This window comes from Acinetobacter sp. YH12120 (assembly GCF_013418795.1).
GTDB lineage: Bacteria > Pseudomonadota > Gammaproteobacteria > Pseudomonadales > Moraxellaceae > Acinetobacter > Acinetobacter towneri.
In genome coordinates this window covers 84,128-106,086 of record NZ_VPBI01000008.1, presented here as the reverse complement: position 1 = coordinate 106,086, position 21,959 = coordinate 84,128, and the positions used below count along the sequence as shown (strand labels likewise).

Annotated in this window: 20 protein-coding genes and 2 pseudogenes; 5 read left to right on the top strand and 17 right to left on the bottom strand. The window is 41.7% G+C overall.

Features of this window, described 5'->3' with window-relative positions:
• Positions 1–54 precede the first annotated feature (54 nt).
• From FTU58_RS07500 to FTU58_RS07485, 4 genes and pseudogenes are all read right to left on the bottom strand, one after another.
• Positions 55–1,285, bottom strand: a pseudogene (locus tag FTU58_RS07500) (MFS transporter).
• A 181-nt stretch (positions 1,286–1,466) separates the two neighbouring features.
• Positions 1,467–1,577 (bottom strand): annotated as a pseudogene (locus FTU58_RS07495) (pirin family protein); the annotation flags it as partial.
• Positions 1,578–1,715: 138 nt separating this feature from the next.
• Positions 1,716–2,087, bottom strand: a complete 372-nt coding sequence (locus FTU58_RS07490) for a hypothetical protein (RefSeq protein ID WP_004974545.1) — start codon at positions 2,085–2,087, stop codon at positions 1,716–1,718.
• Between the two features lie 157 nt (positions 2,088–2,244).
• The gene (locus FTU58_RS07485; RefSeq protein ID WP_004974544.1) at positions 2,245–3,654 is read right to left on the bottom strand and encodes an FAD-binding oxidoreductase; all 1,410 of its coding nucleotides are present in this window, start codon (positions 3,652–3,654) and stop codon (positions 2,245–2,247) included.
• 341 nt (positions 3,655–3,995) lie between these two features.
• On the opposite strand from FTU58_RS07485, the gene serA reads away from it, so the two are divergent.
• Together serA and FTU58_RS07475 are read left to right on the top strand one after the other, a co-directional pair.
• Complete coding sequence (gene serA / locus FTU58_RS07480) at positions 3,996–5,228, top strand: phosphoglycerate dehydrogenase (RefSeq protein WP_104852617.1); 1,233 nt, start codon at positions 3,996–3,998, stop codon at positions 5,226–5,228.
• Positions 5,229–5,387: 159 nt separating this feature from the next.
• Positions 5,388–6,266 (top strand): DMT family transporter, encoded by an 879-nt coding sequence (locus tag FTU58_RS07475; RefSeq protein ID WP_180062284.1) that lies wholly within the window; start codon positions 5,388–5,390, stop codon positions 6,264–6,266.
• 20 nt (positions 6,267–6,286) lie between these two features.
• Here FTU58_RS07475 and FTU58_RS07470 read toward each other — a convergent pair whose 3' ends face one another.
• A complete protein-coding gene (locus FTU58_RS07470; RefSeq protein ID WP_180062283.1) occupies positions 6,287–6,745 on the bottom strand; it encodes a hemerythrin domain-containing protein in 459 nt (152 codons plus the stop codon).
• Positions 6,746–6,953: 208 nt separating this feature from the next.
• Complete coding sequence (truB, locus tag FTU58_RS07465; RefSeq protein WP_131260614.1) at positions 6,954–7,859, bottom strand: tRNA pseudouridine(55) synthase TruB; 906 nt, start codon at positions 7,857–7,859, stop codon at positions 6,954–6,956.
• Between the two features lie 143 nt (positions 7,860–8,002).
• On the opposite strand from truB, the gene FTU58_RS07460 reads away from it, so the two are divergent.
• From FTU58_RS07460 to FTU58_RS07450, 3 genes are all read left to right on the top strand, one after another.
• A complete protein-coding gene (locus FTU58_RS07460) occupies positions 8,003–9,031 on the top strand; it encodes a lipase secretion chaperone (RefSeq protein WP_180062282.1) in 1,029 nt (342 codons plus the stop codon).
• A gap of 414 nt (positions 9,032–9,445) precedes the next feature.
• Positions 9,446–10,363, top strand: a complete 918-nt coding sequence (locus tag FTU58_RS07455) for a triacylglycerol lipase (protein ID WP_257222346.1) — start codon at positions 9,446–9,448, stop codon at positions 10,361–10,363.
• Positions 10,364–10,539: 176 nt separating this feature from the next.
• Positions 10,540–11,508 carry a triacylglycerol lipase gene (locus tag FTU58_RS07450; protein WP_131260617.1) on the top strand — a complete coding sequence of 323 codons (969 nt, stop codon included), beginning with the start codon at positions 10,540–10,542 and terminating at the stop codon, positions 11,506–11,508.
• A gap of 68 nt (positions 11,509–11,576) precedes the next feature.
• On the opposite strand, the gene rplS is transcribed toward FTU58_RS07450, so the two are convergent.
• The 11 genes from rplS to FTU58_RS07395 form a co-directional block, all read right to left on the bottom strand.
• On the bottom strand, positions 11,577–11,948 hold the full coding sequence (rplS, locus tag FTU58_RS07445) for a 50S ribosomal protein L19 (protein WP_004974529.1): 372 nt from the start codon (positions 11,946–11,948) through the stop codon (positions 11,577–11,579).
• A gap of 173 nt (positions 11,949–12,121) precedes the next feature.
• Positions 12,122–12,871 carry a tRNA (guanosine(37)-N1)-methyltransferase TrmD gene (trmD, locus tag FTU58_RS07440; protein WP_179995186.1) on the bottom strand — a complete coding sequence of 250 codons (750 nt, stop codon included), beginning with the start codon at positions 12,869–12,871 and terminating at the stop codon, positions 12,122–12,124.
• A gap of 42 nt (positions 12,872–12,913) precedes the next feature.
• Entirely contained in the window at positions 12,914–13,462 is a 549-nt protein-coding gene (rimM, locus tag FTU58_RS07435; RefSeq protein ID WP_180062280.1) for a ribosome maturation factor RimM, read from the bottom strand.
• A 30-nt stretch (positions 13,463–13,492) separates the two neighbouring features.
• Positions 13,493–13,750, bottom strand: a complete 258-nt coding sequence (gene rpsP / locus FTU58_RS07430) for a 30S ribosomal protein S16 (RefSeq protein WP_004974526.1) — start codon at positions 13,748–13,750, stop codon at positions 13,493–13,495.
• Positions 13,751–13,888: 138 nt separating this feature from the next.
• Positions 13,889–14,332, bottom strand: a complete 444-nt coding sequence (locus FTU58_RS07425; protein WP_180051417.1) for a type IV pilin protein — start codon at positions 14,330–14,332, stop codon at positions 13,889–13,891.
• Positions 14,319–14,858: a type IV pilin protein gene (locus tag FTU58_RS07420; RefSeq protein ID WP_180062279.1), complete on the bottom strand. Its 540-nt coding sequence runs from the start codon at positions 14,856–14,858 to the stop codon at positions 14,319–14,321. Before FTU58_RS07420 ends, FTU58_RS07425 begins: the two co-directional genes overlap by 14 nt.
• 9 nt (positions 14,859–14,867) lie before the next feature.
• Positions 14,868–19,247 (bottom strand): pilus assembly protein, encoded by a 4,380-nt coding sequence (locus FTU58_RS14065; protein WP_257222344.1) that lies wholly within the window; start codon positions 19,245–19,247, stop codon positions 14,868–14,870.
• Between the two features lie 27 nt (positions 19,248–19,274).
• The gene (locus tag FTU58_RS07410; protein WP_180062278.1) at positions 19,275–19,961 is read right to left on the bottom strand and encodes a pilus assembly protein PilX; all 687 of its coding nucleotides are present in this window, start codon (positions 19,959–19,961) and stop codon (positions 19,275–19,277) included.
• Complete coding sequence (locus tag FTU58_RS07405; protein WP_180062277.1) at positions 19,961–20,983, bottom strand: PilW family protein; 1,023 nt, start codon at positions 20,981–20,983, stop codon at positions 19,961–19,963. The genes FTU58_RS07410 and FTU58_RS07405 overlap by 1 nt, the downstream gene beginning before the upstream one ends.
• On the bottom strand, positions 20,976–21,458 hold the full coding sequence (pilV, locus tag FTU58_RS07400; RefSeq protein ID WP_180062276.1) for a type IV pilus modification protein PilV: 483 nt from the start codon (positions 21,456–21,458) through the stop codon (positions 20,976–20,978). Before pilV ends, FTU58_RS07405 begins: the two co-directional genes overlap by 8 nt.
• Positions 21,459–21,476: 18 nt before the next feature.
• Complete coding sequence (locus tag FTU58_RS07395) at positions 21,477–21,917, bottom strand: Tfp pilus assembly protein FimT/FimU (protein ID WP_180062275.1); 441 nt, start codon at positions 21,915–21,917, stop codon at positions 21,477–21,479.
• Positions 21,918–21,959: the final 42 nt, after the last annotated feature.

The following is a 21,959-nucleotide window of genomic DNA, read 5'->3' as shown; positions in this document are numbered from 1 at the left end:
GCAAGGTGATGCCACATCACCTTGTTTTATGATGCAGCTGAAAAATTTAACCCCTTAAAACTGCCCTGCAGCAACTCGCTCCTGCATCACCTGTTTAAGCATCATGCGTGGCAAACTAAACCAGAGCGTTATCAGCACCAAACAAGCCAAACTATACGCCCAAATATCAAACCGCATATATAAAACACGCACCAGTTCAATCACAATAAAAAAGCACAGCATCAATATCATTGAAACACTAGCAGCAACAGTACCTTTAGACACTTCCGATGACATTAAGGCGAAACGGTATAAGACTGAGAAGCTCATTCCCTCACCAAAACTAATCAAGCTCATACCAATCACCAAACACCAAACAAAATAGCTTTGCCAAATTGCCCCAAATACGATCAGCACACTACCCAACAACATTAAAGGTAAACCAATCAAGACTGTTTTTCCTAAAGGTAAACGGTCAATGACTTTCATCAGTACCAGATTGCCTAAAATCAAACCACCCAAAACAGGAAACTGCGCCAAACCGTATTGCAGACTACTAAAGCCTAACTCTTCCACCAACATCACAGGAGATAACGCAATCCACAACATTAAAGGCATGCTCAATAAGGGCAGCGCCAATGTCAAACCTAAGAATCTGGTATTTTGAAAAACTTCCTTAAAATCATCCCATACATCTCGAAATGGAGGTTTGGGAATACGCTGCTGATTTTCAGGCATTTTGGCTTTCAGTCCAAACCAACTCAAAAATGCCAACAGTGCTATGCCGATAAAACCCCAATGCCAAGAAACATGCTCAATCATAAATGCGCCTAAGACTGGGCCGAGCAAGGGAGCAAGTAAAGAGACGTTCGCCATGAGCGCCATGACTTTAATTGCATCACGTTCTGCAAAGTTTTCCTGAATAGCCGCATAACCGACTGCACTAATGACTGACAAACCAAAACCTTGAAAAAAACGAAGAACAAGGAAGCTTTCAATGTTCTGAGTCAATAAAATCAATAAACAGGTTAGGGTAAAAAATGCCACGCCGCCCAATAATACTTTTTTGCGTCCCAAACGGTCAGAGAGTGGCCCCAATAACCACGCCACACAAGCCCCCCCCCAGCAAATAAAATGACATGGACGAAGCTGCCCATGCACTACTGACACCAAAATCTTGTGTGACGGCCAACATCGCGGGTTGAACCAAGTCATTGCCAATATAAACCGCGAACTCAAACAAGACCAAAGCCAAGGGAAACATGAGTGTGGCACGTTGAATGGTATTTTTTTGCTGCTGTGGCATGAGTTATAAAGGACAAAACGATGCAAGTCAGCCGCGTTTAGCCCATAAAAATAGAAAATTGAGCTGCAGTTTAACAGAGTTGAATGGCAAATTTATGGCGCATTTTTTAAGTCCGTTAAATAAATTGCGGCACTTGATGTGACATCAGACCAAGTTAGGCATCACCTCCTTCAGCGGGTTAAGGCGATACAGTATTGCCCAATTCATAATGTGAAAATACCGAAAGCACAGGATAAAAATCACCCACGGCAAAACGGCTATCATTGCGGTGTAGAAATGCTAGAGTTTTGATGGACATGCTGCGCTCACACGTTTTTGAATAGGATGAAGTCATCCTAAATAAAAGCTGTGGATAACACGAGTATTATCCACAGACGCTTTGTTGCATTTTTAGAACATCATGCAAGATTTATCTAAGCCCTACAGCAATTTAAGGACATTTTTTGCTTTGGAAAGTCTTGGTATTTTTACCACGTGCGCATAAATAAGCGGTTTGCACATCGCCCTGCTGCCATTGTCCATTAATATTTTTAAAGTGATAAATACTACGAATTGAGCGCACCGAATCATCCATTAAGCCTGTTTCGGTAATTTTCACTTCTGCCGCAGTCGGTGCTTCAACACGGTTAAAGTATTGACGAATTTCAACGGTAGCCAATTCTTTACGCAAATCTGGACGTTGTTTGAGTACCTGCGCCAAAGGTGTTTCTGCAGGCGTAACTTGTGAAATAATATTCTGTGTAGTCGCACAGCCTGACAATAACGCAACACCCAATGCGGAAACCGTGATTAAACGCAACATAACTCCTCCAAAATGTTGATTATTATTTATGCTTCTATGATGCCTTGTTCGAACAGAAACGCTAGAGCAGAAATGTAAAATTAAAACGGCGGCATAAAAAAACGCATCACGAGGATGCGTTTTTCAATTCACTTAAATAAATGAAAGGCGAAAGGAATTACAAATCAAATAATTTGCCTGGGTTCATAATGCCTTGAGGGTCAAAAACCTTTTTCAACGCTTTCATATATTCAATTTCTTCAGCTGAACGTGAATATTCCAAATATGGTTTTTTGGTCATGCCTACACCGTGTTCTGCAGAAATAGAACCATCATATTTCTTCACAGTATCAAATACATACTTATTTACCACCTGACATTTGGCAAAGAATTCGTCTTTGCTTAAATCTGCAGGTTTAAGAATGTTCAGGTGCAAGTTACCATCACCAATATGGCCGAACCAGCAAATTTCAAAGTCAGGATAGTTTTCTGCCACAATTGCATCAATTTCCTGAATAAATGCAGGAACATGAGTAATCAATACTGAAATATCGTTTTTATATGGAATAAACGGTGCAATCGACTCAGAAATGTCTTCACGCAAACGCCATAAACTTTCAACTTGGTCTAGGCTTTGGCTCAATACGCCATCCATCACCCAGCCTTGTTCCATACAGTGTTCAAAAATTTCCATCGCCTTGTCCATAATTGGCTCAAATGGCGCTTCAAATTCAAGTAACACGTAGAATGGACATTGGGTTTCAAATGGACGTTGCACATGACCATGATCCAAGACTTTTTGCATCGCCAATTCACCAAAGAATTCAAATGCAGTCAGATCAATTTTAGCTTGGAAAGCATGTAATACAGGCATCACCGAATTAAAATCAGGTACGCCCAACACCATCACTTGCAAATCTTGCGGTTGGCGTTCTAGCTTAATTTCAGCTTCGGTCACTAAGCCAAGTGTGCCTTCACCGCCAATAAATAAATGTTGCAGCGCATAACCTGTTGCGTTTTTGATCATGCCTTTGTTCAGACGCAGGATATCTCCTTTGCCTGTTACCACAGTCAGACCCAACACCCAGTTACGGGTCATGCCGTATTTAATGACTTTAATACCGCCCGCATTGGTACCAATATTACCGCCAATTTGTGAAGAACCTGAAGATGCAAAATCGACTGGATAATACATGCCTTGTTCTTCGGCATAGTTTTGTAGTTGCTCAGTCACCACACCCGCTTGCACACGTACCATACGGTCTGCAGGGAAAAATTCCAAGATTTGGTTCATCTTGTCCATGCTGACGACAATTTCACCATTGGCTGCCACCGCACCCGCAGATAAACCTGTACGTCCGCCCGATGGAGTAATGGCCACATTAAACTGATTCGCCAGTTTTACAATGGCTTGTACTTGCTCTGTGCTTGATGGGAAAACGATGACCGATGGGTTCGGATCAAAATGCTTTGTATGGTCACGACCCCAGTTTTGGAGGCTATCGGCATCCGTTTTAATACGGTTTTCACCGACTATTGCCGTTAATTGGGTCAATAACTCAGGGGTTAAAGCGACTGGAGCATTCATCGTTTGCAGACCTAGCAAGAATTAAACAGGAAGAAAAGCGACTGTCTGCATATCTTGATCAATTTGAAGATACTGCAGACTAAATATGTGCATCAAAGCAACAGCGTGGGTTGGCTTTCATGTGTGCCGCTTATTATAAGCGATTTTTTTGAAAAACCTGTGAATATTGGCAATTCCGATAATATAACCTGGTAAGAACAGGGTAATTTTGGGCAATATTTCTGAAAGAGATTATATCTGACAAAAAATACCTGCACTCTTGGTCATAAAGGAAATGTATATCGACCCGTCTCCTATGTTATCATACCGCCACTAAATTTGGCCTTTGTAGCGGAGCCGTAATGAGCCAACATCTTTCACTACCTAAAGATAAAATTCGTTTCTTGTTGTTAGAAGGCGTACACCAGAACGCAATCGACGTGTTAAATGCAGCGGGTTATACCAACATCGATTATCGTAAAACAGCGCTTGAGGGCGATGCGTTAAAAGAAGCGATTAAAGATGCGCATTTCATCGGAATTCGTTCACGTACACAGCTAACTGAAGAAGTTTTTGAAGCTGCGAACAAACTAATTGCGGTAGGTTGTTTCTGTATTGGTACAAACCAAGTGAACTTAACTGCAGCAATGGAACGTGGTATTCCAGTTTTCAATGCCCCTTATTCAAACACCCGTTCGGTTGCAGAATTGGTATTGGCTGAAGCAATTTTATTGCTACGTCGCGTACCTGAAAAATCAACCGATACACATGCAGGTGGCTGGAACAAGTCTGCTGTAGGTTCATTTGAAACACGTGGTAAAACTTTAGGTATCGTGGGTTACGGTTCAATCGGTTCTCAACTTTCAGTATTGGCTGAAAGCTTGGGTATGCAGGTCATTTATTATGATGCTGTGACCAAGTTACCGTTAGGTAATGCACGTCAAGTTGGCTCTATGGGCGAATTATTGGCAAATGCTGACGTGGTTTCTTTACACGTTCCAGATGTACCATCTACCCGCAATTTCATGGCAAAAGAACAATTTGCACAAATGAAAGAAGGCGCAATTTTCATTAACGCGGCACGTGGTACTTGTGTGGTGATTGAAGATTTGGCAGATGCCATCAAGTCTGGTCATATTGCAGGTGCTGCAGTTGACGTATTCCCGAAAGAACCAAAAGCCAATGGTGAAGAATTTGTTTCCCCACTACGTAACCTACCAAACGTGATTTTAACACCGCACGTGGGTGGTTCTACCATGGAAGCGCAAGCGAACATTGGTTTAGAAGTGGCAGAGAAATTTGTTGCATATTCAGATAAAGGTATGACTTTGTCTGCAGTGAACTTCCCTGAAATTGCATTGCCATTGACTGAAGGCAAGCACCGTTTATTGCACATTCACCAAAACATTCCAGGTGTATTGTCTAAAATCAACAACTTGTTTGCTGAACACGGCATCAACATCTCTGGTCAATCACTTATGACCAAAGGTGATGTCGGTTATTTAGTGATGGATGTTGATGCGACTGCATCTAAAGAAGCACTAGATACTTTACACGAAGTTGAAGGCACAATTCGCGTACGTGTCTTGTTCTAAGACCACACGCTGATGCTACAAAAAACCACAGTCTTAGCACTGTGGTTTTTTTATGCCTGATCTATGAGTAACCTTGAGTTGCCACATCCCTGTATTTTTAAACTTGCTATAATCTGCCTGACCTTCCCATTTCCACACTGTTGAGTATTTTTCTGCCCCATGCCAAACGCCCAACTCACTGCGGTGTTGTTCATGGTTTTATCCATGATCTCCTATCAAATCAGTGCTTCTTTTGCCAAACAATTGTTTCAGGTGCTTGACCCGCTTACTGTGACGATTTTACGACTGTGCTTTGCCAGTGTAATTGTGGCAATCATGTTTCGCTCATGGCAAATTCTGTCGCGGCTCGCACATTTAAAATGGCGTGATTTATTGTGCTATAGTGCAGCCTTGGGCTTAATGAATATTCTGTTTTATCTGTCTTTGGGCAAGTTGCCGCAAGGTATTGCGGTGGGTTTAGAGTTTGTCGGTCCTTTGGGCTTAGCTTTATTGTCTATTCAAAACCGTAAAGATTATGTCTGGGTATTGTTGGCGATTTTAGGCATTATTCTTATGGTGCCTTGGGGACAAGCGCAGGGAGATCATTTTAGTCTGTTTGGTGCAGCATGTGCCTTAGGTGCAGGATTGTGCTGGGCTTTTTATATTTATTTTGGGCAAAAAGTGGTGCAACAAAATATTGGCATGCACGCGCTGACCATCGCCATCAGTATTTCGGCTTTGGCTTTGATTCCATTTGGATTGTATAACAATGCACCCGCACTGTTTGAAACTCAATATTGGGGCAAAGCACTTGCCATTGCAGTACTCGCCACCGCCATTCCTTATGCTTTAGATTTACAAGCGCTGAAACAACTCAGCAAAATGAGCTATGGCACACTGTCCAGTTTGTCGCCTGCTTTGGCTGCACTTACAGGTTTGGTTTTATTGGGTGAGAAAATCACCAGCCTGCAATGGCTGGCTTTGTGCTGCATTATGCTGGCTTCAGTTGGTGTGACCTTTAGAGCCGTGAAAAAATCCAAACAGCCACACAGTGCTTAAATGGCATTTTGAATGAAAACTTAAACCAAACTGTCTTTAGACATTTGTTTATATTTTTCATACTCTGCCAAGTATTGTTTGGCCAAACTTTGTTTTTGCGATTCAGATAAAATTTTGCCTGCCTGTTGGAAAAAACCGTGTTCTTCTTCTTTTAAATGGTGATGGACTTTTTCTGACAATTGTTTGGCCACAGCCAACCAGCCTGTATTGCTCATTTCAGTTTCGGTCAACTGTTCCAGCAACTCATCAATTTCATGATGTTCAGACAAGGCATGGCGGGTAATATTCAACCCTGCATCCATCATCATCAAAGGGATATAAAAATAACGGTCTTCTGCCACGGCATGGGCAAACAATTCGTTTTTAAGTTGTTCAAATACCGCTCTACGTTCAGGGCTATCGCCTGAAGTTTGCGTCAGTTGGCGGGCTAAATCTCGTTGGATGTCGTGACTTTGGCGTAAAGCTTCAAAAATATTCATGTGCAGCCCTCTATTTTTAACCCATGCGCGGCGAACAGATTGATAAGAATCTACTCGCACATCCACATCGGTTTTGGAGTCAGTTTTGATTTCGTTTTTTAATCCTCTAGCTACTGTATAGAGGATCAATCCAAATTCCTGCAACTATTTGTATAGAAAGCTTTAATTCACTTACCCACTTTATTCAAGTTATGTATCTGAGCAAAATTTAGAGATTTAAAACCCGTTTCGGTACCAAGCGCTTTTTATCTGTAATTTCAGCCAAACCTAAACACTTTTCACCATCAAAGACCAACACTTGCGCTGCTGCAGGATGGTCAATATTACTTTCCATGCCACGACTAAAATATTCAGCGCGTCCTTCAGGAACTTGAATGTGTAGAAAATGCTGTACAGGTGCATACGCAGGCAGCAATAAAGCCTCACGTTCTGCTTCACTTAAACTTTCCAAATATTCAATGCTATAACTCGGAATCAAGTCAAAATGCCCCGTTTTAATCCGATGCAAATAGGTCAAATGTCCATAAGTACCCAAGGCTTTGGCAATGTCTTCACCTAAAACACGAATATACGTGCCTTTAGAACAAGTTACATCCAAAGTGATGCTCTGTTCTGTAAAAGACAGCAATTCAATGGCATAAATTGTGACTGGACGCGCTTCACGTTCAATTTCAATGCCTTGTCGCGCTAATTCATATAACGGACGACCTTCTTTTTTTAAGGCAGAATACATGGGCGGAACTTGCATAATATCGCCCTGAAATTGTGCCAATACCTGTTCAATGCGCTCTTGGCTCAATGCAGGTACAGCCTGCTGCAACAGCACTTCACCCTCAACATCTCCTGTGGTGGTGCTGTGTCCCAATTGAATGGTAGTTTGGTAGCGTTTCACCGAATCGAGTAAGTAGTGCGAAAACTTGGTCGCTTCACCCAAACAAATCGGCAGCAAACCCGAAGCCAATGGATCTAATGCTCCTGTATGCCCTGCTTTTTGCGCCCGATATAGCCAACGCACTTTTTGCAATGCTGCATTGGAACTGATGCCCAAAGGTTTATTCAATAAAAATACACCACTAATGGCACGACGCTGGATTTTAGCCGCAGATGATTTCATAGCACACATAGGTCAAAGCAAAACTGCGTCATGGTAACAATCTGCCGCGATAAATGACAACATTTCTAGAACAGCGATTTACTTTTATGGCATATTTGGGGCTTAGGATTAAAAAAATAAAATGGATATACAGGTGCATTGGAATGCAGAAACATAAAATATGGATTGTTTTAGGCGTAGTGATACTGCTCATTTCAACTTTGGTGTATTGGCTGATGCCACAATCAAACTCCCCCGATACATCACCCCAGCAAAGCTCAAATGATGAAACATCTCAAGCTTTGAGCATGCAGCAAGCCATGCAAAATAACCCTGCTGCAAATTTTTTAAGCCCAAGTCAGCAGGACACCGAAGTCAATTGTCAGCTTAAACTGGATGCAAGTAATCATCTGATTGTGAATGAGCAAACCCGTAACTGTTTTGAATATTTTATTACCCAATATGGCGAAAAAAGCATTGAACAGATTCGTGGTGATTTTAAAAGCTATATTCAACAAGGGCATAAAAAGCCTGCCTTATCGCAAATTTTAGATTTATGGCAGCGTTATTTGGACTATCGCAATGCGCTTGGACAACTGCAAGCACCGAATTTAAATCAGGAAGATCCGCAATATTACCGCAGCATTTTTAGCAGCATGCAAAATCTGCGTAAACAATATTTTTCTGATTATGAAATTGAAGGTTTATTTGGTACGGAAGATGCCTATCACGAATATACCCTAAAGCGCATGGCAGTCATGGATGATAAAAAATTATCTGAAGCTGAAAAAGCACGACAATTGCAGGAATTATTTAAACAATTACCTCAAGATTGGCAAGAAAATTTAGAACAGCTGAACACCTTGCAAGATTTACGCAGCTTGACTGCGGCAATTAAAGCACGTGGTGGTTCTGCTGCTGAAATCCGCCAAATGCGTTTAAATCTGGTTGGTCCAGAAGCAACCCAACGTTTAGAACAATTAGATGGGCAACGCAGTCAGTGGAAATCACGAGTAGAGGATTATTTAAGTGCGCGTGATCAAATCATGCAAAGTGGAATGAATGATCAAGCCAAGCAACAAGCCGTGAAACAATTACGCGGACAGCATTTTCAAAATCCACAAGAGCAATTGCGTTTAGAAACCTTTGAACAGGTACATGATCAAGGTGGAAAATTACCTTTTGCTGACTAACATATCTACATAGGAAACTGGGGCATTCAACATGCCCTATTTTTATGCCTGAAAAGCTGTTTTAGTACAAACTCACCACAACGATTTAATATACAAATGTCTATAAATATTAAATAGATATCAATATGCATGTAGATTTACAAATCTCTGGGACAATGCGCAATAACTGTCCCCAAATGATATGTTTTTTCTAAATTACGCATGAAAAAATACCTGAGCGTACAAAAAATAGTCGAGGATGACTCACAATAATGTGCCGTAACCAACGGCAATTTGCATATCTGAGCTTTCAGGAGGGAAGCGAAGCCACCACTTCACTTGTAATAAAAATAAAGAACACAGGATTGTTTTATGACCATCATCTCTAACATACGGGCAATTACATTGGCTGTCACTAGCTGCTTGCTCGGTTCAATGGGTGTCGCTCAAGCTGCTCCAAGCGTGTTGCCTATTCAGGAACAGGCCAAATCTGACTATGCCAAAACCAAATATCCATTGCTCATGGTACACGGCTGGCTCGGATGGTCACGCATTGGCAATGAAACCTTTAATATGGATTATTGGTATCAAATTTTGCCAGATATGGCACGTAATGGCGCAACCGTATTTGCCGCACAACTCTCCCCTGCACACCGTACTGAATTTCGAGGTGAGCAACTGATTGCCCAAGTCGAAGAAGTCATGGCAATCACTGGCAAATCCAAAGTCAATTTAATTGGTCACTCACATGGTGGCCCAACAGTACGTTATGTAGCTGCGACCAAACCTGAATATGTGGCATCAATTACCGGTGTTGCAGGAACATTCCGTGGCTCCAAAGTTGCCGATGATATTCAAAATAATCGTTTATCACGCACCGCGTTTAATATTTTAGGCGACTACATGGTGGCTCCACTCATTACTTGGGCGCAGCAACAGCCAGATATGCCTGTCGATTTTGATGCATCGATGGCTTCTTTAACCGAAACAGCGTCTGCAGATTTTAACCGTCGTTTTCCAACCACAGCCTTGGCCGCAAATTGCAGCAGCAGCGGTGCCAAAGTAGATCGCGGAATTCATTACTATTCATGGACAGGTGTCGCTCAAGCCACCAATTTACTAGATATTGACACTGTTTTAATGCAACTCGGCCCACTGTCTTATGGCAATTTAGATAACGATGGCATGGTCGCACGCTGTAGTGCCCACATTGGACACGTCATTCGTGACAACTACCGACTGAATCATACCGACCTTGCCAACATGATGTTTGGCTTAACTGGTTTGTTTGCACCTGACCCAGTTGCACTGTATCGACAACATGCCAACCGATTGAAATTACAAGGCTTGTAATAGTAAAACTCATTTCAATCTTGGCAAAACCATCTTCCTGTGCTTGAAACTCAAGTGCAAGAAGTTCAATAACCATGAATCATTCAGAACTTGCAATCTAGCAAATTTCCTGAATAATGATATTTGACAATAGATATTGTCATGCTAGGAAAGCACAATAAAATAGAGGATGTTATATGAAATATGGATTATTCATTGCAGGCTTAATTGCGGCTAGTACCTTCAGTACCGCGCACGCATCCAATGCAGAACAGGTCAAATCTAACTTCGTGATCTCCAGTTATGCCAAAACCAAATATCCGATTGTGTTTACTCACGGTATGGCAGGCTTTATCAATATTGGTGGAGATCAGTTAGGTGTCGATTATTGGTACCAAATTTTACCCAATTTAGCACGTAACGGTGCTAACGCTTGGGCAACCCGCGTATCTCCATTTAACTCATCAGAAGTTCGTGGCGAACAATTGGCACAACAAGTCGATGAAATTCTTGCGATTACAGGCGCAAGCAAGGTCAACTTAATTGGTCACTCACATGGTGGACCAACCATTCGTTATGTTGCAGGCGTGATGCCGTCTAAAGTCGCATCGCTGACTGCGGTCGGTTCACCTAACAAAGGCTCGCCTGTAGCTGACTTTATTTTAAAAGTACAAGGCACACCACTTGAAAAGCCATTAATCGACATGGTCAATTTAGTTTCCAAAACCATCACTTGGGCACAAGGTTTAGATCCAAACAGCTATCCACATGATTCGTTGGCGAGTGCAAAAAGCTTAACTTTGGCTGGTTCTGCACAATTTAACAGCAAATTCCCAATGGGTATGCCAACGACGAGTTGTGGCGAGGGCGCTTATCAAGAAAAAGGCATCCAGTTCTATTCATTTACGGGCAATACGGCTGTCACCAATTTACTTGATCCAGACTCAGCCATGTTGGCGACCAGTTTGTTGATTGATAATGGTCGTGATAATGATGGTTTGGTATCACGCTGCAGCGCCAAATTTGGTAAAACCATTCGTGATAATTACTATTGGAACCACTTAGATGAAGTCAATCAACTCTTGGGCATGAAAGATATTTTTGCACCAGATCCTGTTGATGTATATCGTCAACATGCCAATCGCTTAAAAATGCAAGGTTTATAAACTCAAATACCAGACATAAAAAAATGCGCCTAAACGGCGCATTTTTTAGCTGTAAAGCAAAGTTAAAATTAACCTTGTTTACGTGCTGGTAATTTCTCACGAATACGTGCAGCTTTACCAGACAATTCGCGTAGGTAGTAAAGTTTAGCACGACGAACGTCACCACGACGTTTCACTTCGATTTTCGCAACGATTGGAGAGTGAGTTTGGAAAACACGCTCAACACCAACACCGCTAGAAATTTTACGTACTGTGAACGCAGAGTTCAAACCACGGTTTTTCTTCGCAATTACAACACCTTCAAATGCTTGAAGACGTTCACGATCACCTTCTTTTACTTTTACTTGAACGATAACTGTATCGCCTGGTGCAAAAGCTGGGATGTCTTGCTTAAGCTGTGCATTCTCAACAGCTTGTACTAAAGGATGCTTACCACTCATGGGGTATCTCCAATATGTGTGGGTCAGAAGAGGTCTGATTTCCACTGGGTATAGAGGCTAAAGCGCATAGACCCGATTGACTTTCCCTTTATGCCTGACCGCTTCAATGCATAAAGAGCCTATTTAAAAACTACAAACACACTGTCTGTAGCAATTTTGCTTAGATAAACCGATTACTTGGTCTGTCCTTGCGAATCTTTTAGCCATTTTTTTTGCTGCTTGCTCAACTCAACTTTTTCAATCAACTCAGGTCGACGCTCTAAAGTCCGTTGATAACGCTGCAAAAACCGCCATTTTTCAATATTGGCATGGTGTCCCGACTTTAGTACTTCAGGGACATCCAAACCTTCAAAATGGTCTGGCTTGGTATATTGTGGGCAATCTAAAAGACCATCCACAAATGAGTCTTGCACATGAGATTGCTCATCAGACATAGCACCTGGAAGTCTCCGAATAATACTGTCCAACAACACCATTGCAGGTAGCTCCCCACCCGATAAAACGTAATCTCCAATTGACCATTCCTGATCAACATAGTTTTGGATTAAACGCTCATCGACCCCTTCATAACGACCACACAATACAATTAATCCATCATATTCAACGAATTGTTGTACTGCAGTTTCGTTTAAGGTTTTACCTTGTGGCGACATATACACCACAGGTACATGAACTGCTCCTGCTTGCTGTGCAAGCTGTTTGGCATGCTGGATTGCTTGCGCCAAAGGCTCTGCCATCATCACCATACCCGGACCACCACCAAATGGACGTTCATCCACCCTTTTGTAGTTGCCCTGTGCATAATCACGTGGATTAATGCAATGAATTTGCATCAAGTCACGTTTTGCTGCACGTCCGCTAATACCGTAAGCTGTAATCGCTTCAAACATTTCAGGAAAAAGCGTAATGACTGCAAAAAACACCGCAGACTCCTCTATTTTCCTGCTCTGCGAATCCTGAAAGGATTAATAATCTACGCCCCAATTCACGTAGATGCGACCCGCTTCGAGATCAACGCGTTGTACCACATCTTTATGCCATGGAATCATACGCTCTTCGCCATCGACGCTATCGGCAGTTGCGCGAACCACCATCACGTCATTGGCACCTGTTTCAAACAGTTCATGGATTTGACCGAGGTTCACTTCTTGTTCGTCATCGTCCAGACCTAACACTGTTAGACCTTTTAAATCAGACCAATAATACTCGTCCACGCCTGGTTGAGGCAGTTGCGCTTTTGAAATCCAGATATTTGCGCCAACCAAGTTGTCTGCTGCGGTACGATCACTCACACCTTTTAAGCTGACCACCAAGCCTTTGCCATGTGGTTTCCAACGTTTTACATCTGCGACTTGCCAACCTGCTTTGGTTTCGATGTACCAAGGCAGGTAGTCAAATATATTGCTCATTGGTTCTGTATTGGAATAGACCCAGAGCCACCCATTTAATCCATAAGCTGAACGTAGCTGTCCAATCTGAATACGATCTTCGGGCACATTCTGTGTTGGTGTCATGGGCTACCTACTACTACTTAATTCATTTAATTATGCAGCAGCTGCAGCTTTCTTCGCTTGAGCAGCTAAAGAAGCAACACGTTCAGAAGGTTGAGCACCTTGTGCAACCCAGTGAGCAAAACGGTCAGCATCTAAACGAAGTTTTTCTGCTTTACCTTGAGCTGTTGGGTTAAAGAAACCGATACGTTCGATGAAACGACCGTCACGTGCATTGCGGCTGTCAGTTACAACGATTTGATAGAATGGACGCTTTTTAGCACCACCACGAGTAAGACGAATAACTACCATGATACAACCTTATAGTTTTTACGGATTATCCCTGTATCGACCATCGACACATTTCAAACCCCTTTCATAGAGGGCAATATTTTACGTGAAATTTGCCCTGAATGAAAGATCAAAACGTATTTATCCGCAGATTTGAATTTATTTGTCAGACCAGGTAGAACAAGTGTCTGTTGCTACAGGTGAATCTTTACCTTTAAACCAGCATTGTCGCCCTGTTTGATCGAGGCTCAAGCCGCCATTCCCTTTTTGTGCCCCTGTAGAAGTAGGTAAGGCAGATAACACGTATGCTTGATTAGATGCGTCAATTACCAAATCAATATTATATAAAGCTTGATGACTTGGAAACGTACCGCTTCCTCCAATACTCGCCAATGTCGCATTTCTATAACTGTGATTCATTGCCTTATAGCTTTGTAAACGCTGTGCCAGTTGCATCAACTCCGTTTGAACTTCTACACGATTAGCACGTACTTTATAACTATTATAAGAAGGCAAAGCGATTGCAGCCAAAATAGCTATGACAGCAACAACAATCATCAGTTCAATTAGTGTAAATCCGTTTTCATGATTACCAACTCTCATTATTTGTAGTCCCACAAGTATATGTTGATACCATATCTGGAGTCCGAGTTTGACAACGTACACCTTCACTGGTCAATAATAAATCATAATTACGTGGTTGTTTTAAGGTTGTACCTGTTTTAGCACGTTCAACACGTATCACCCAGTTTAAACCACGTACAGAACTTGAATCTGCGGTTTCATTACCATGTGCGTCTCTTTGTATAGACAAAGGCTTCTTGGTGGCTAAATCCAATAAAGTAAGGTTGAATTTAGTATCTGAACCATCTACAGGAATTGCTAAAGTACCTGTAGATGGTGCATAACCTGTATATAAGTAGGTTGCATCAAAACCTTTATAGCTGAAGTTTTTAGCTTTGAATTTTTCTAGCTCTGTCGCTATTCGCAATGCTTCCTGCTTTGCTAAAGCAAGATCTTTACGCTCAATATATGCGGCATAACTCGGAATCGCGATGGCTGCAATGATTGCGATCACAACGACCACAATCATTAGCTCAATTAGGGTAAAGCCTTTCTTGAATTGCATACTCCCCCCTTAACGCGACTCATACCAGCGCATTTGCTTGAGTTTTACCTGTGTATTAAACAGCTGGCATTGTGGCAAGTTTTTATTGGCAGGTAAGCTACAATCCAGTGCAGATGGCTCATCACGATTCACCACTAGACTCACGGTATTAGCATCATTTTTAAAGCCTTGACCTAAACCTGTACCCAGAATACCTGCACCGAGTTTCACACGATTTGCTTTGTTGCCAGAACCCGAATAGAAATCGCACTTTCCTGTAGGTAAGCAATATTGATACAAGTAAGAGTCACCCGCTACACCTGCACCACAGTTACCACCAATACCAGTACCATCTCGGTCATACACATTGACATAGAGCATACCATCTAGGGCATACAGGTCATTCATACCTTTATAGCGTCCCACATTATCACTATCAAAGTACGCTTTCCAACCACCATTTAAAGTATTATTTTGACCACGACGTGGCACACCATTATCAAAGTTAAGTTCGGTTAAAGTTTCATCATGAGTATTTAGCGAAGTTGAAGATTTATATAAGTCCTGACGTGCAACATCATTGTCATAAACCACAAATACAGCATCGTTTGCACTGACAGTAGAGTTTAAACCTGCTAGTGGTGAACTACGATTACCTGAACTGAATGCCACTACAGCAAAGTAGCTACCATCATCTTGATGAATAGAAACACTCGGCATTTCATAGAAACGAGGACTCAGACCAGAACCCTGATGCTCTGTAAACAAACGAACCGCACGAGTTACAAAGTTAGCTGTATCTGTTGCTCGATTATTAAAGTCAACACGGAATGCTTGCCCACCTAAATCACCAAAATACAGATGATCTGTTAAACCATCTCCATCACGATCAATGGCATTAATTTGCGAAACAACGCTGTATTTTAACTCATTGTTTTGAGTAAAACGGCTAGCACCTGTTTTTTCACTATCACTCGCCCACCAAAGCAAATCACCATTGTGTGCATCAAACATATACACACCATTACCTTTGGTTCCACTTGGATTTGCATTATGAGTTTCATAAACTGGGTCGTAACCACCACCTACAAACATTACAAGTTTGCGCGTATCGCCCCAATTCACATAAGCGAGAGTCGGTTTTGACCAACTTTGCCCCATTTGTTTGAGTGCAGCAGAAGCATTATCAGCATCTGGGTTAATATGGAATTTTAGTTCAGGCTTTTCAATGTCAGTTAAGTCCAGCGCATAGTAACTTTTACCCCCCATACGCAAACCGCCATACACCCACTGCATACCTATCAGATTCTGCGCATCTTCTTCGTCACTTGCTTTACGGCCAGAATCTTTAACCGTTAAAGTCCCATCACTTTTTGAAACATATTGCGTATGTGCTGTCCAAGGGCCATCTACGCCATAAAATAAGTTGTTCTTACCTGAGCCTGTATATTTGCCACTACCTATAAATGCATTTTTTTGAGTTTTCATCATTTCATGCGGTACAAAAGCAAATACTTCTTTACCATCATCATCAACTACATGTAACGCACCCTGCGTAGACCCAAACATCAGATAATCTTTACGGCCCGTTGTAGTTAACTTACCATCTACAACCGTAATTTTTCCTTCTTGCGTCAGCATGACTGGCGTAGAGTGCATCACGCTTCCAAGCTCTCGGTACACTTCTTTACTGGTTAAATCAGCTAAACTCGCAATGCTCTCTGTAATACCTACATCATAACCTAGGAAATTTAACCAATAGTTTTTATCGGCATCATACTTAAATTTGGCAATTTCATTATTCTCTGCAAATAAACTCAATAAACTCACTTGTGCCAAACGATCACCTGAAACAGCAGTTTTATCCTGTTTAATCACTCGATTGGTGAATACTTTACGTTTTGAATTTTGCTCGCCATTTGCGGCAACTAAAGTGCCCAGTGGTAATTGACCTTTAACACCATTGGTCCATAAACCTACGGCATCTTTGTTGAGAGCACCCGTACTTAAAATTAAGCGTTGTAAGTTTTTATCCACCAACTCGCCATTTCTTAAGTTATATTTATTTAAATTCCCCGCCCAAAGTTGTGTAGTTTCACTTGGCTTTGGTTCAAATGCCGCATAATAACCATAGGGTTGTAATTGTATTGGGTTTAAGCTATCGACAGGAATTGTCGGGCTACCTGTTGCAATAGGTTCAAAGTCTGCCCCAGCTTTTTTTACAAAATCAAGAATACTGTTTTTAATATCTTCTGAGTTTTCAGCATAGTAGAATCCACCATCACCATATTCTGCACTACCCCACAAACAGGCATTTTTTGCATCTTGATTTGGTGCACTGTCACAATCATAAGTACCATTTGCATTTTTATTAATACCTGCAAAAGATGAACCAAAACCAACTACCGCTGTTTTGATACTCATATCTGCAGGGTTCTTTTGAGTGTTGGATAATAACGTACGATTACGCAATTTTTTCGCGTAGGCACCTATATATTCCCAACCACCTGTTTCACCCGCAAATAGATTAGATTTTAGCGGTACAGGCTTTAGTACATCACTACTATTAATATCAGGTCTGCCTGTAAAAGCATAAGTGCCATTGGCTAAGGAATGATTCATAATCGTACGTGCCATACTGTCTTTAGTCGAGTTTGGCGCACCGTCTGTTAAGAAATAAATCCCATTGCCATCACAGCTATAGGTCGACCCTCCTGCTTTATACTTATTGCCCTCTTTTGCATCAGAAGCAGAATAAGCAAAACCCCCATTATTATCTATAGGTGTGATGACGGTTGGAGTAAGAGCAGTGTAAGTTGTACGTGTCATATTATAATTTTCTGTATGCAAACCGCCTTGTGGATTTCTAGCACCAGGTAAGGGATCAATACTGCCATCAGCAGGGGCTAAACATCGTCCAGCAGCGACTTCGTTTGCTGTTGCATTTCTAGTCCAAGGGCCACCTGTTGTTCGTCCACATAGTGATGCCCAACTACTGAGTGGACTAGAACCTGAAGGACAGCTTTGCCAATCCCTAAAATTACCATTGCCCCAAAGACGATGAGGACGAACCGTGGCTGATTGGGTTTGTGTACATCTACCAGTACCTAGAGTGGTCGTAGATCGAATCGAAAAAGGACTGGTACGATATGACACAATCCCAATGGTACCACCTTCATACCCCCCCCATACTGTACCTACAATCGGCTCAATATCCATCGGCTCATTATTGACTTTCATCCAACCGCCATAGCGCCAGCCTTCGGGCATCTTAGAAAACACTTCCCATGCAGAGTCCATTGAACCTACTTCATTTTTGAAAGCCGCCTGACTCGTAATTTGTCTCCAACCTGTAGGGCTTGTAGAGTCGGGTTTAAATACACCACCACTTATCGTTCCTGTAGTAACTGTTCTATTATTCCCATCATACCAAGGCCAATTATTGATACATTGCTGTACTGTTGCCCCCAAAGCATCCGTGGTTGTAGTCCCGACCTCTACACAAATAAAATAAGCTTGGGCTGAGCCATTCTGCATGGCCATATAACCATCGTAAATGGTATTGACCTGCCCACTATTTGTACCCGTGCCACCTGTGGTGGTTCCCATCATATAAGCACCTGCTTCTGCATACGCATGTACGGTTGGGGTACCACTTGCAGCTTTGGTAACATTTGGATAATTATTACTAGATAACTTTAAATCTGGATTAGCTGTCCCATCTTCATTCGTAATCGTATCCAATGATTTAATTGCTGCAATTTGTCGTGCAATTTTGATTCGTTGAGCAGTGTCTAGTGGTGCATTAGGTACTAAAATACGTCCTGAGTGACCATCAGTAAGTCGATTTGACACATTACCAATGGTTAGCTCTGTTTTAGATGAGAATTGCCCCAATCCCATCACAACATCGGAACCCAATTCATCACTCGCTAGTAATGGTAAAATTGCATCTTTTAAACGAGAGAGTCGATCATATTCTTGTACCCATTGACCATTGATTTGCTTGCGGCAGCCACGCATATAATAATCAATCAGGGTCCCACCAATATCCACAGTCTTTTTGATCGCTGTTCTGTTAGTAGCAGGGTCTTTTAAATTATAGTGCCACTGATAGATATTAGCAGTTGAAGAGCCGTCACTATAATATTCAGGTACAGTAGCTCGCCCACATAATGGCTCAGTCACATCACCTGGACTGCCATAGGGATTGTTTTTTGGCAATACCAATGAACTAATTCCCATACTCCCAGAGGTATCCAACATTAAAAGAATATTGGTTTTACCCTTGGTTGAATCTTTATAAATCTCAATATCACTCGCAACCGAAGTTTGAATACTTCCACACACTGCCCATGTCATCATCATTGACACAGTGGCAGAAAGAACTTTTTTATTAAACTGTTTCATTTGTTAATCCTCACTGATTCTGTTCAACTACGACACTAGTTGCGGCTGACCACCAACTACATAGTCTGCACGTTGCGTGTTATAGGGAATATTTAAACCTTCAAAACAGCGTGATACATTTGCCGCACGCTCTTTAAAGCAACCTTCAATTTCTTCTTTACTTGCACTAGAAAAACTTGGCAAGACTGAAATCACGGTTACGCTAATACTGTTCGATACCACAGGTAAACTACTTGAGCCAATACTGGTTTTCTGTGCAACATGGGCAAATGGCACTACATTGTCTATATTTTTCTTTAAATAGACTTGCGCCAAAACAGCTGAACGCCCTGTTGCAAATTGATTCGCCTTACAAAAACCTGTTACACCAATTTTTGTCTTTGACCCTGTACGTGAAATCGCACTGGCTTGGTTCATAGAAAAAAATGTGTTTTGTGATGCACGGTAGCAAAATACCAACTCATCTTCTGCATTGGCAGCCGAGTTGAAATAACTGTACATACCATCACGCGCCAATTGACGCTCAACCTGATTTGGATTTTCCAAATTAAATAATGCAGCGTTACTGTTTTCTAATAACAAAGCCTGCACCTGACTGTTTGTTGCCAGTCTTAATCCTAAAATCCCAGAACGGACAGCTAATGTACCAATCAGAGTAATTAAAATAAGAATGACCAAAACCACAATGAGCGTTGCACCTTTTTGTTGTTTCATCACGATGCTCCCAATGTATTTCGCAAGCCAACCACTTGAGTGACCAGTTGACGTAAGTATTTCTTATTCAAATTTGCATCACCATCAAATGCAATAGCCGTTGTAGCACCAGGCAATGTGATCGTCTTATTATTCAAACTTGCATCTGCCCCAACATTGGTTGCAGATCTCGCCACCACAGATACCTGTAAAGAAATGACCTGTAGATAATCTTTTTCAGCGGTAATTGAAGACATTAAATTTTTGTATTCATCTATGGTGACATAACGCAATTGGTTATTTCCTGGATTTTTCACGCCCAGTAAAACTTTAAATGCATCAATATTTTGCATGAGTAATTGTGCGTTATTATTTAAGCCTGTAATGCTGCTATCGCCCGCATTATAATGCCCCGCATCACAGTACAACCCGTAACGATCTAAACCATCACTACCTTGTAAAGCATCTGGTAGTTTTTGAATAAAGTAGCGTTGAACCACTGTTGGACGAATCGCCTGTGTTTCTTCATTTGCCTTGGCTGTCACAAATTCAATTCTAGTACCTTCACAGTTATACATGTCTGTATTACTGAGTAGTCTTTCATTAATTTTCTTGGTGTCATCATCTGGATCTACGTCCGATGCTTCTGCAATTTGATACTGAGGCACAAACTGAATTACCAATTGGTCACTCTTACCTGTGGTTGCATCATCTACAGCATTTTGGGCGCTATACGCACTATTTGCCAGACTCGCATGCAGAGCTGATGGGTAGTTTTCTTGTGCAAAAGCTACTCCAGAACCTACCATTTTATTATTAATTTTTTGGTTTGACGGTGTATTTAAATTTGCATGACGTAAATCATGGGTCAGCATTGCTAAGCCAAAATTCGAGTTTTGTTGCACATCGCCCATGCCCAACTGAAATCCTAAAGATCGTTGCGCACTCAGAAAAATGGCCGTTGCCGCACTCACAACCAATAGCCCAATGGACAAACCAATCATCAACTCAAGTAAAGTAAAACCTTTCTGAACTTTAGTCATAATTATAGACCTCCATAATTATGCATTGTGCATTCGGGTTATACGCTGTCCCATTGGTACAGTGATTACCTCCACTTCCATTGGTCGCTGTCGTGGTATCCCATGCGACATACACACATTTTCTTTTTAATGTTGAGCCCTGACAGTCATGCACAGCAATAGACATTCCCAAGTCTTCTGCCTGCAATCTCACCTGATTAAATTCATAAACAGCCATTTCACTACTAGTGCAAAATCTAGCTGAACAATCCAACACAGTGGCACTCGCTTCATAATCATCTAATCCAGCGCGATTCATACGCATACGCTCTGATAAATCTCGTGCGATATTCATAGCTTGAATGTTTTGACCTGCGTCTGCACTGGCCGAGACCGCTCTAATCTGCAAAGCAGTAAAACCTAATACAGCTATCCCAAGCAGCACTAGAGCTACCAGAACTTCCACCAAGCCAACACCTTGTTGATTTTTTATCATTGCTCCACCCTCATCCAATTAATTTGGGCACGTGCTATTTGAACGTTCATATCGAATCGAACCATTTTTATAAAATTCAATAACTGCTTTTTGTGTCGTATCTTTTTGATGTTGCAAAATAAAACATTCACGGTCATTCGCAGAAACCAAGAAGCCGAACATGTTGTAACTTATGCTATTGACGGGTTTTGTAGCCCAACTGGTATGTTCTTCAGGCAACCACTTCAGCTGACCATCTGTTACTGATGAATCCAATGCAAGCTTTTGTTCTTTCTTAGAAAAAACCGCATTAGAGCGAGCCATTGTTGCCAACTCAATAACTTCTCTCGCATCACTGTGTAATTGATTTTTACGAATCATACTGGTCATTGAAGGAGCCGCCATCATCGCGATAATCGCCAACACCGCAATGGTCACCATCAACTCAATTAAGGTGAACCCGTTTTCTTTTTTTCGCATACTCCCCCCAAGACACAGACTTTGCCCTATTAAAAATAATAG

What these genes read in the sequence shown, in the direction of transcription:
- FTU58_RS07490 (WP_004974545.1), bottom strand. Translation starts at nt 2,087, where the DNA reads ATGTTGCGTTTAATCACGGTTTCCGCATTGGGTGTTGCGTTATTGTCA.
- FTU58_RS07485 (WP_004974544.1), bottom strand. Translation starts at nt 3,654, where the DNA reads ATGAATGCTCCAGTCGCTTTAACCCCTGAGTTATTGACCCAATTAACG.
- serA (WP_104852617.1), top strand. Translation starts at nt 3,996, where the DNA reads ATGAGCCAACATCTTTCACTACCTAAAGATAAAATTCGTTTCTTGTTG.
- FTU58_RS07475 (WP_180062284.1), top strand. Translation starts at nt 5,388, where the DNA reads ATGCCAAACGCCCAACTCACTGCGGTGTTGTTCATGGTTTTATCCATG.
- FTU58_RS07470 (WP_180062283.1), bottom strand. Translation starts at nt 6,745, where the DNA reads ATGAATATTTTTGAAGCTTTACGCCAAAGTCACGACATCCAACGAGAT.
- truB (WP_131260614.1), bottom strand. Translation starts at nt 7,859, where the DNA reads ATGAAATCATCTGCGGCTAAAATCCAGCGTCGTGCCATTAGTGGTGTA.
- FTU58_RS07460 (WP_180062282.1), top strand. Translation starts at nt 8,003, where the DNA reads ATGCAGAAACATAAAATATGGATTGTTTTAGGCGTAGTGATACTGCTC.
- FTU58_RS07455 (WP_257222346.1), top strand. Translation starts at nt 9,446, where the DNA reads ATGGGTGTCGCTCAAGCTGCTCCAAGCGTGTTGCCTATTCAGGAACAG.
- FTU58_RS07450 (WP_131260617.1), top strand. Translation starts at nt 10,540, where the DNA reads ATGAAATATGGATTATTCATTGCAGGCTTAATTGCGGCTAGTACCTTC.
- rplS (WP_004974529.1), bottom strand. Translation starts at nt 11,948, where the DNA reads ATGAGTGGTAAGCATCCTTTAGTACAAGCTGTTGAGAATGCACAGCTT.
- rimM (WP_180062280.1), bottom strand. Translation starts at nt 13,462, where the DNA reads ATGACACCAACACAGAATGTGCCCGAAGATCGTATTCAGATTGGACAG.
- rpsP (WP_004974526.1), bottom strand. Translation starts at nt 13,750, where the DNA reads ATGGTAGTTATTCGTCTTACTCGTGGTGGTGCTAAAAAGCGTCCATTC.
- FTU58_RS07425 (WP_180051417.1), bottom strand. Translation starts at nt 14,332, where the DNA reads ATGAGAGTTGGTAATCATGAAAACGGATTTACACTAATTGAACTGATG.
- FTU58_RS07420 (WP_180062279.1), bottom strand. Translation starts at nt 14,858, where the DNA reads ATGCAATTCAAGAAAGGCTTTACCCTAATTGAGCTAATGATTGTGGTC.
- FTU58_RS14065 (WP_257222344.1), bottom strand. Translation starts at nt 19,247, where the DNA reads ATGAAACAGTTTAATAAAAAAGTTCTTTCTGCCACTGTGTCAATGATG.
- FTU58_RS07410 (WP_180062278.1), bottom strand. Translation starts at nt 19,961, where the DNA reads ATGAAACAACAAAAAGGTGCAACGCTCATTGTGGTTTTGGTCATTCTT.
- FTU58_RS07405 (WP_180062277.1), bottom strand. Translation starts at nt 20,983, where the DNA reads ATGACTAAAGTTCAGAAAGGTTTTACTTTACTTGAGTTGATGATTGGT.
- pilV (WP_180062276.1), bottom strand. Translation starts at nt 21,458, where the DNA reads ATGATAAAAAATCAACAAGGTGTTGGCTTGGTGGAAGTTCTGGTAGCT.
- FTU58_RS07395 (WP_180062275.1), bottom strand. Translation starts at nt 21,917, where the DNA reads ATGCGAAAAAAAGAAAACGGGTTCACCTTAATTGAGTTGATGGTGACC.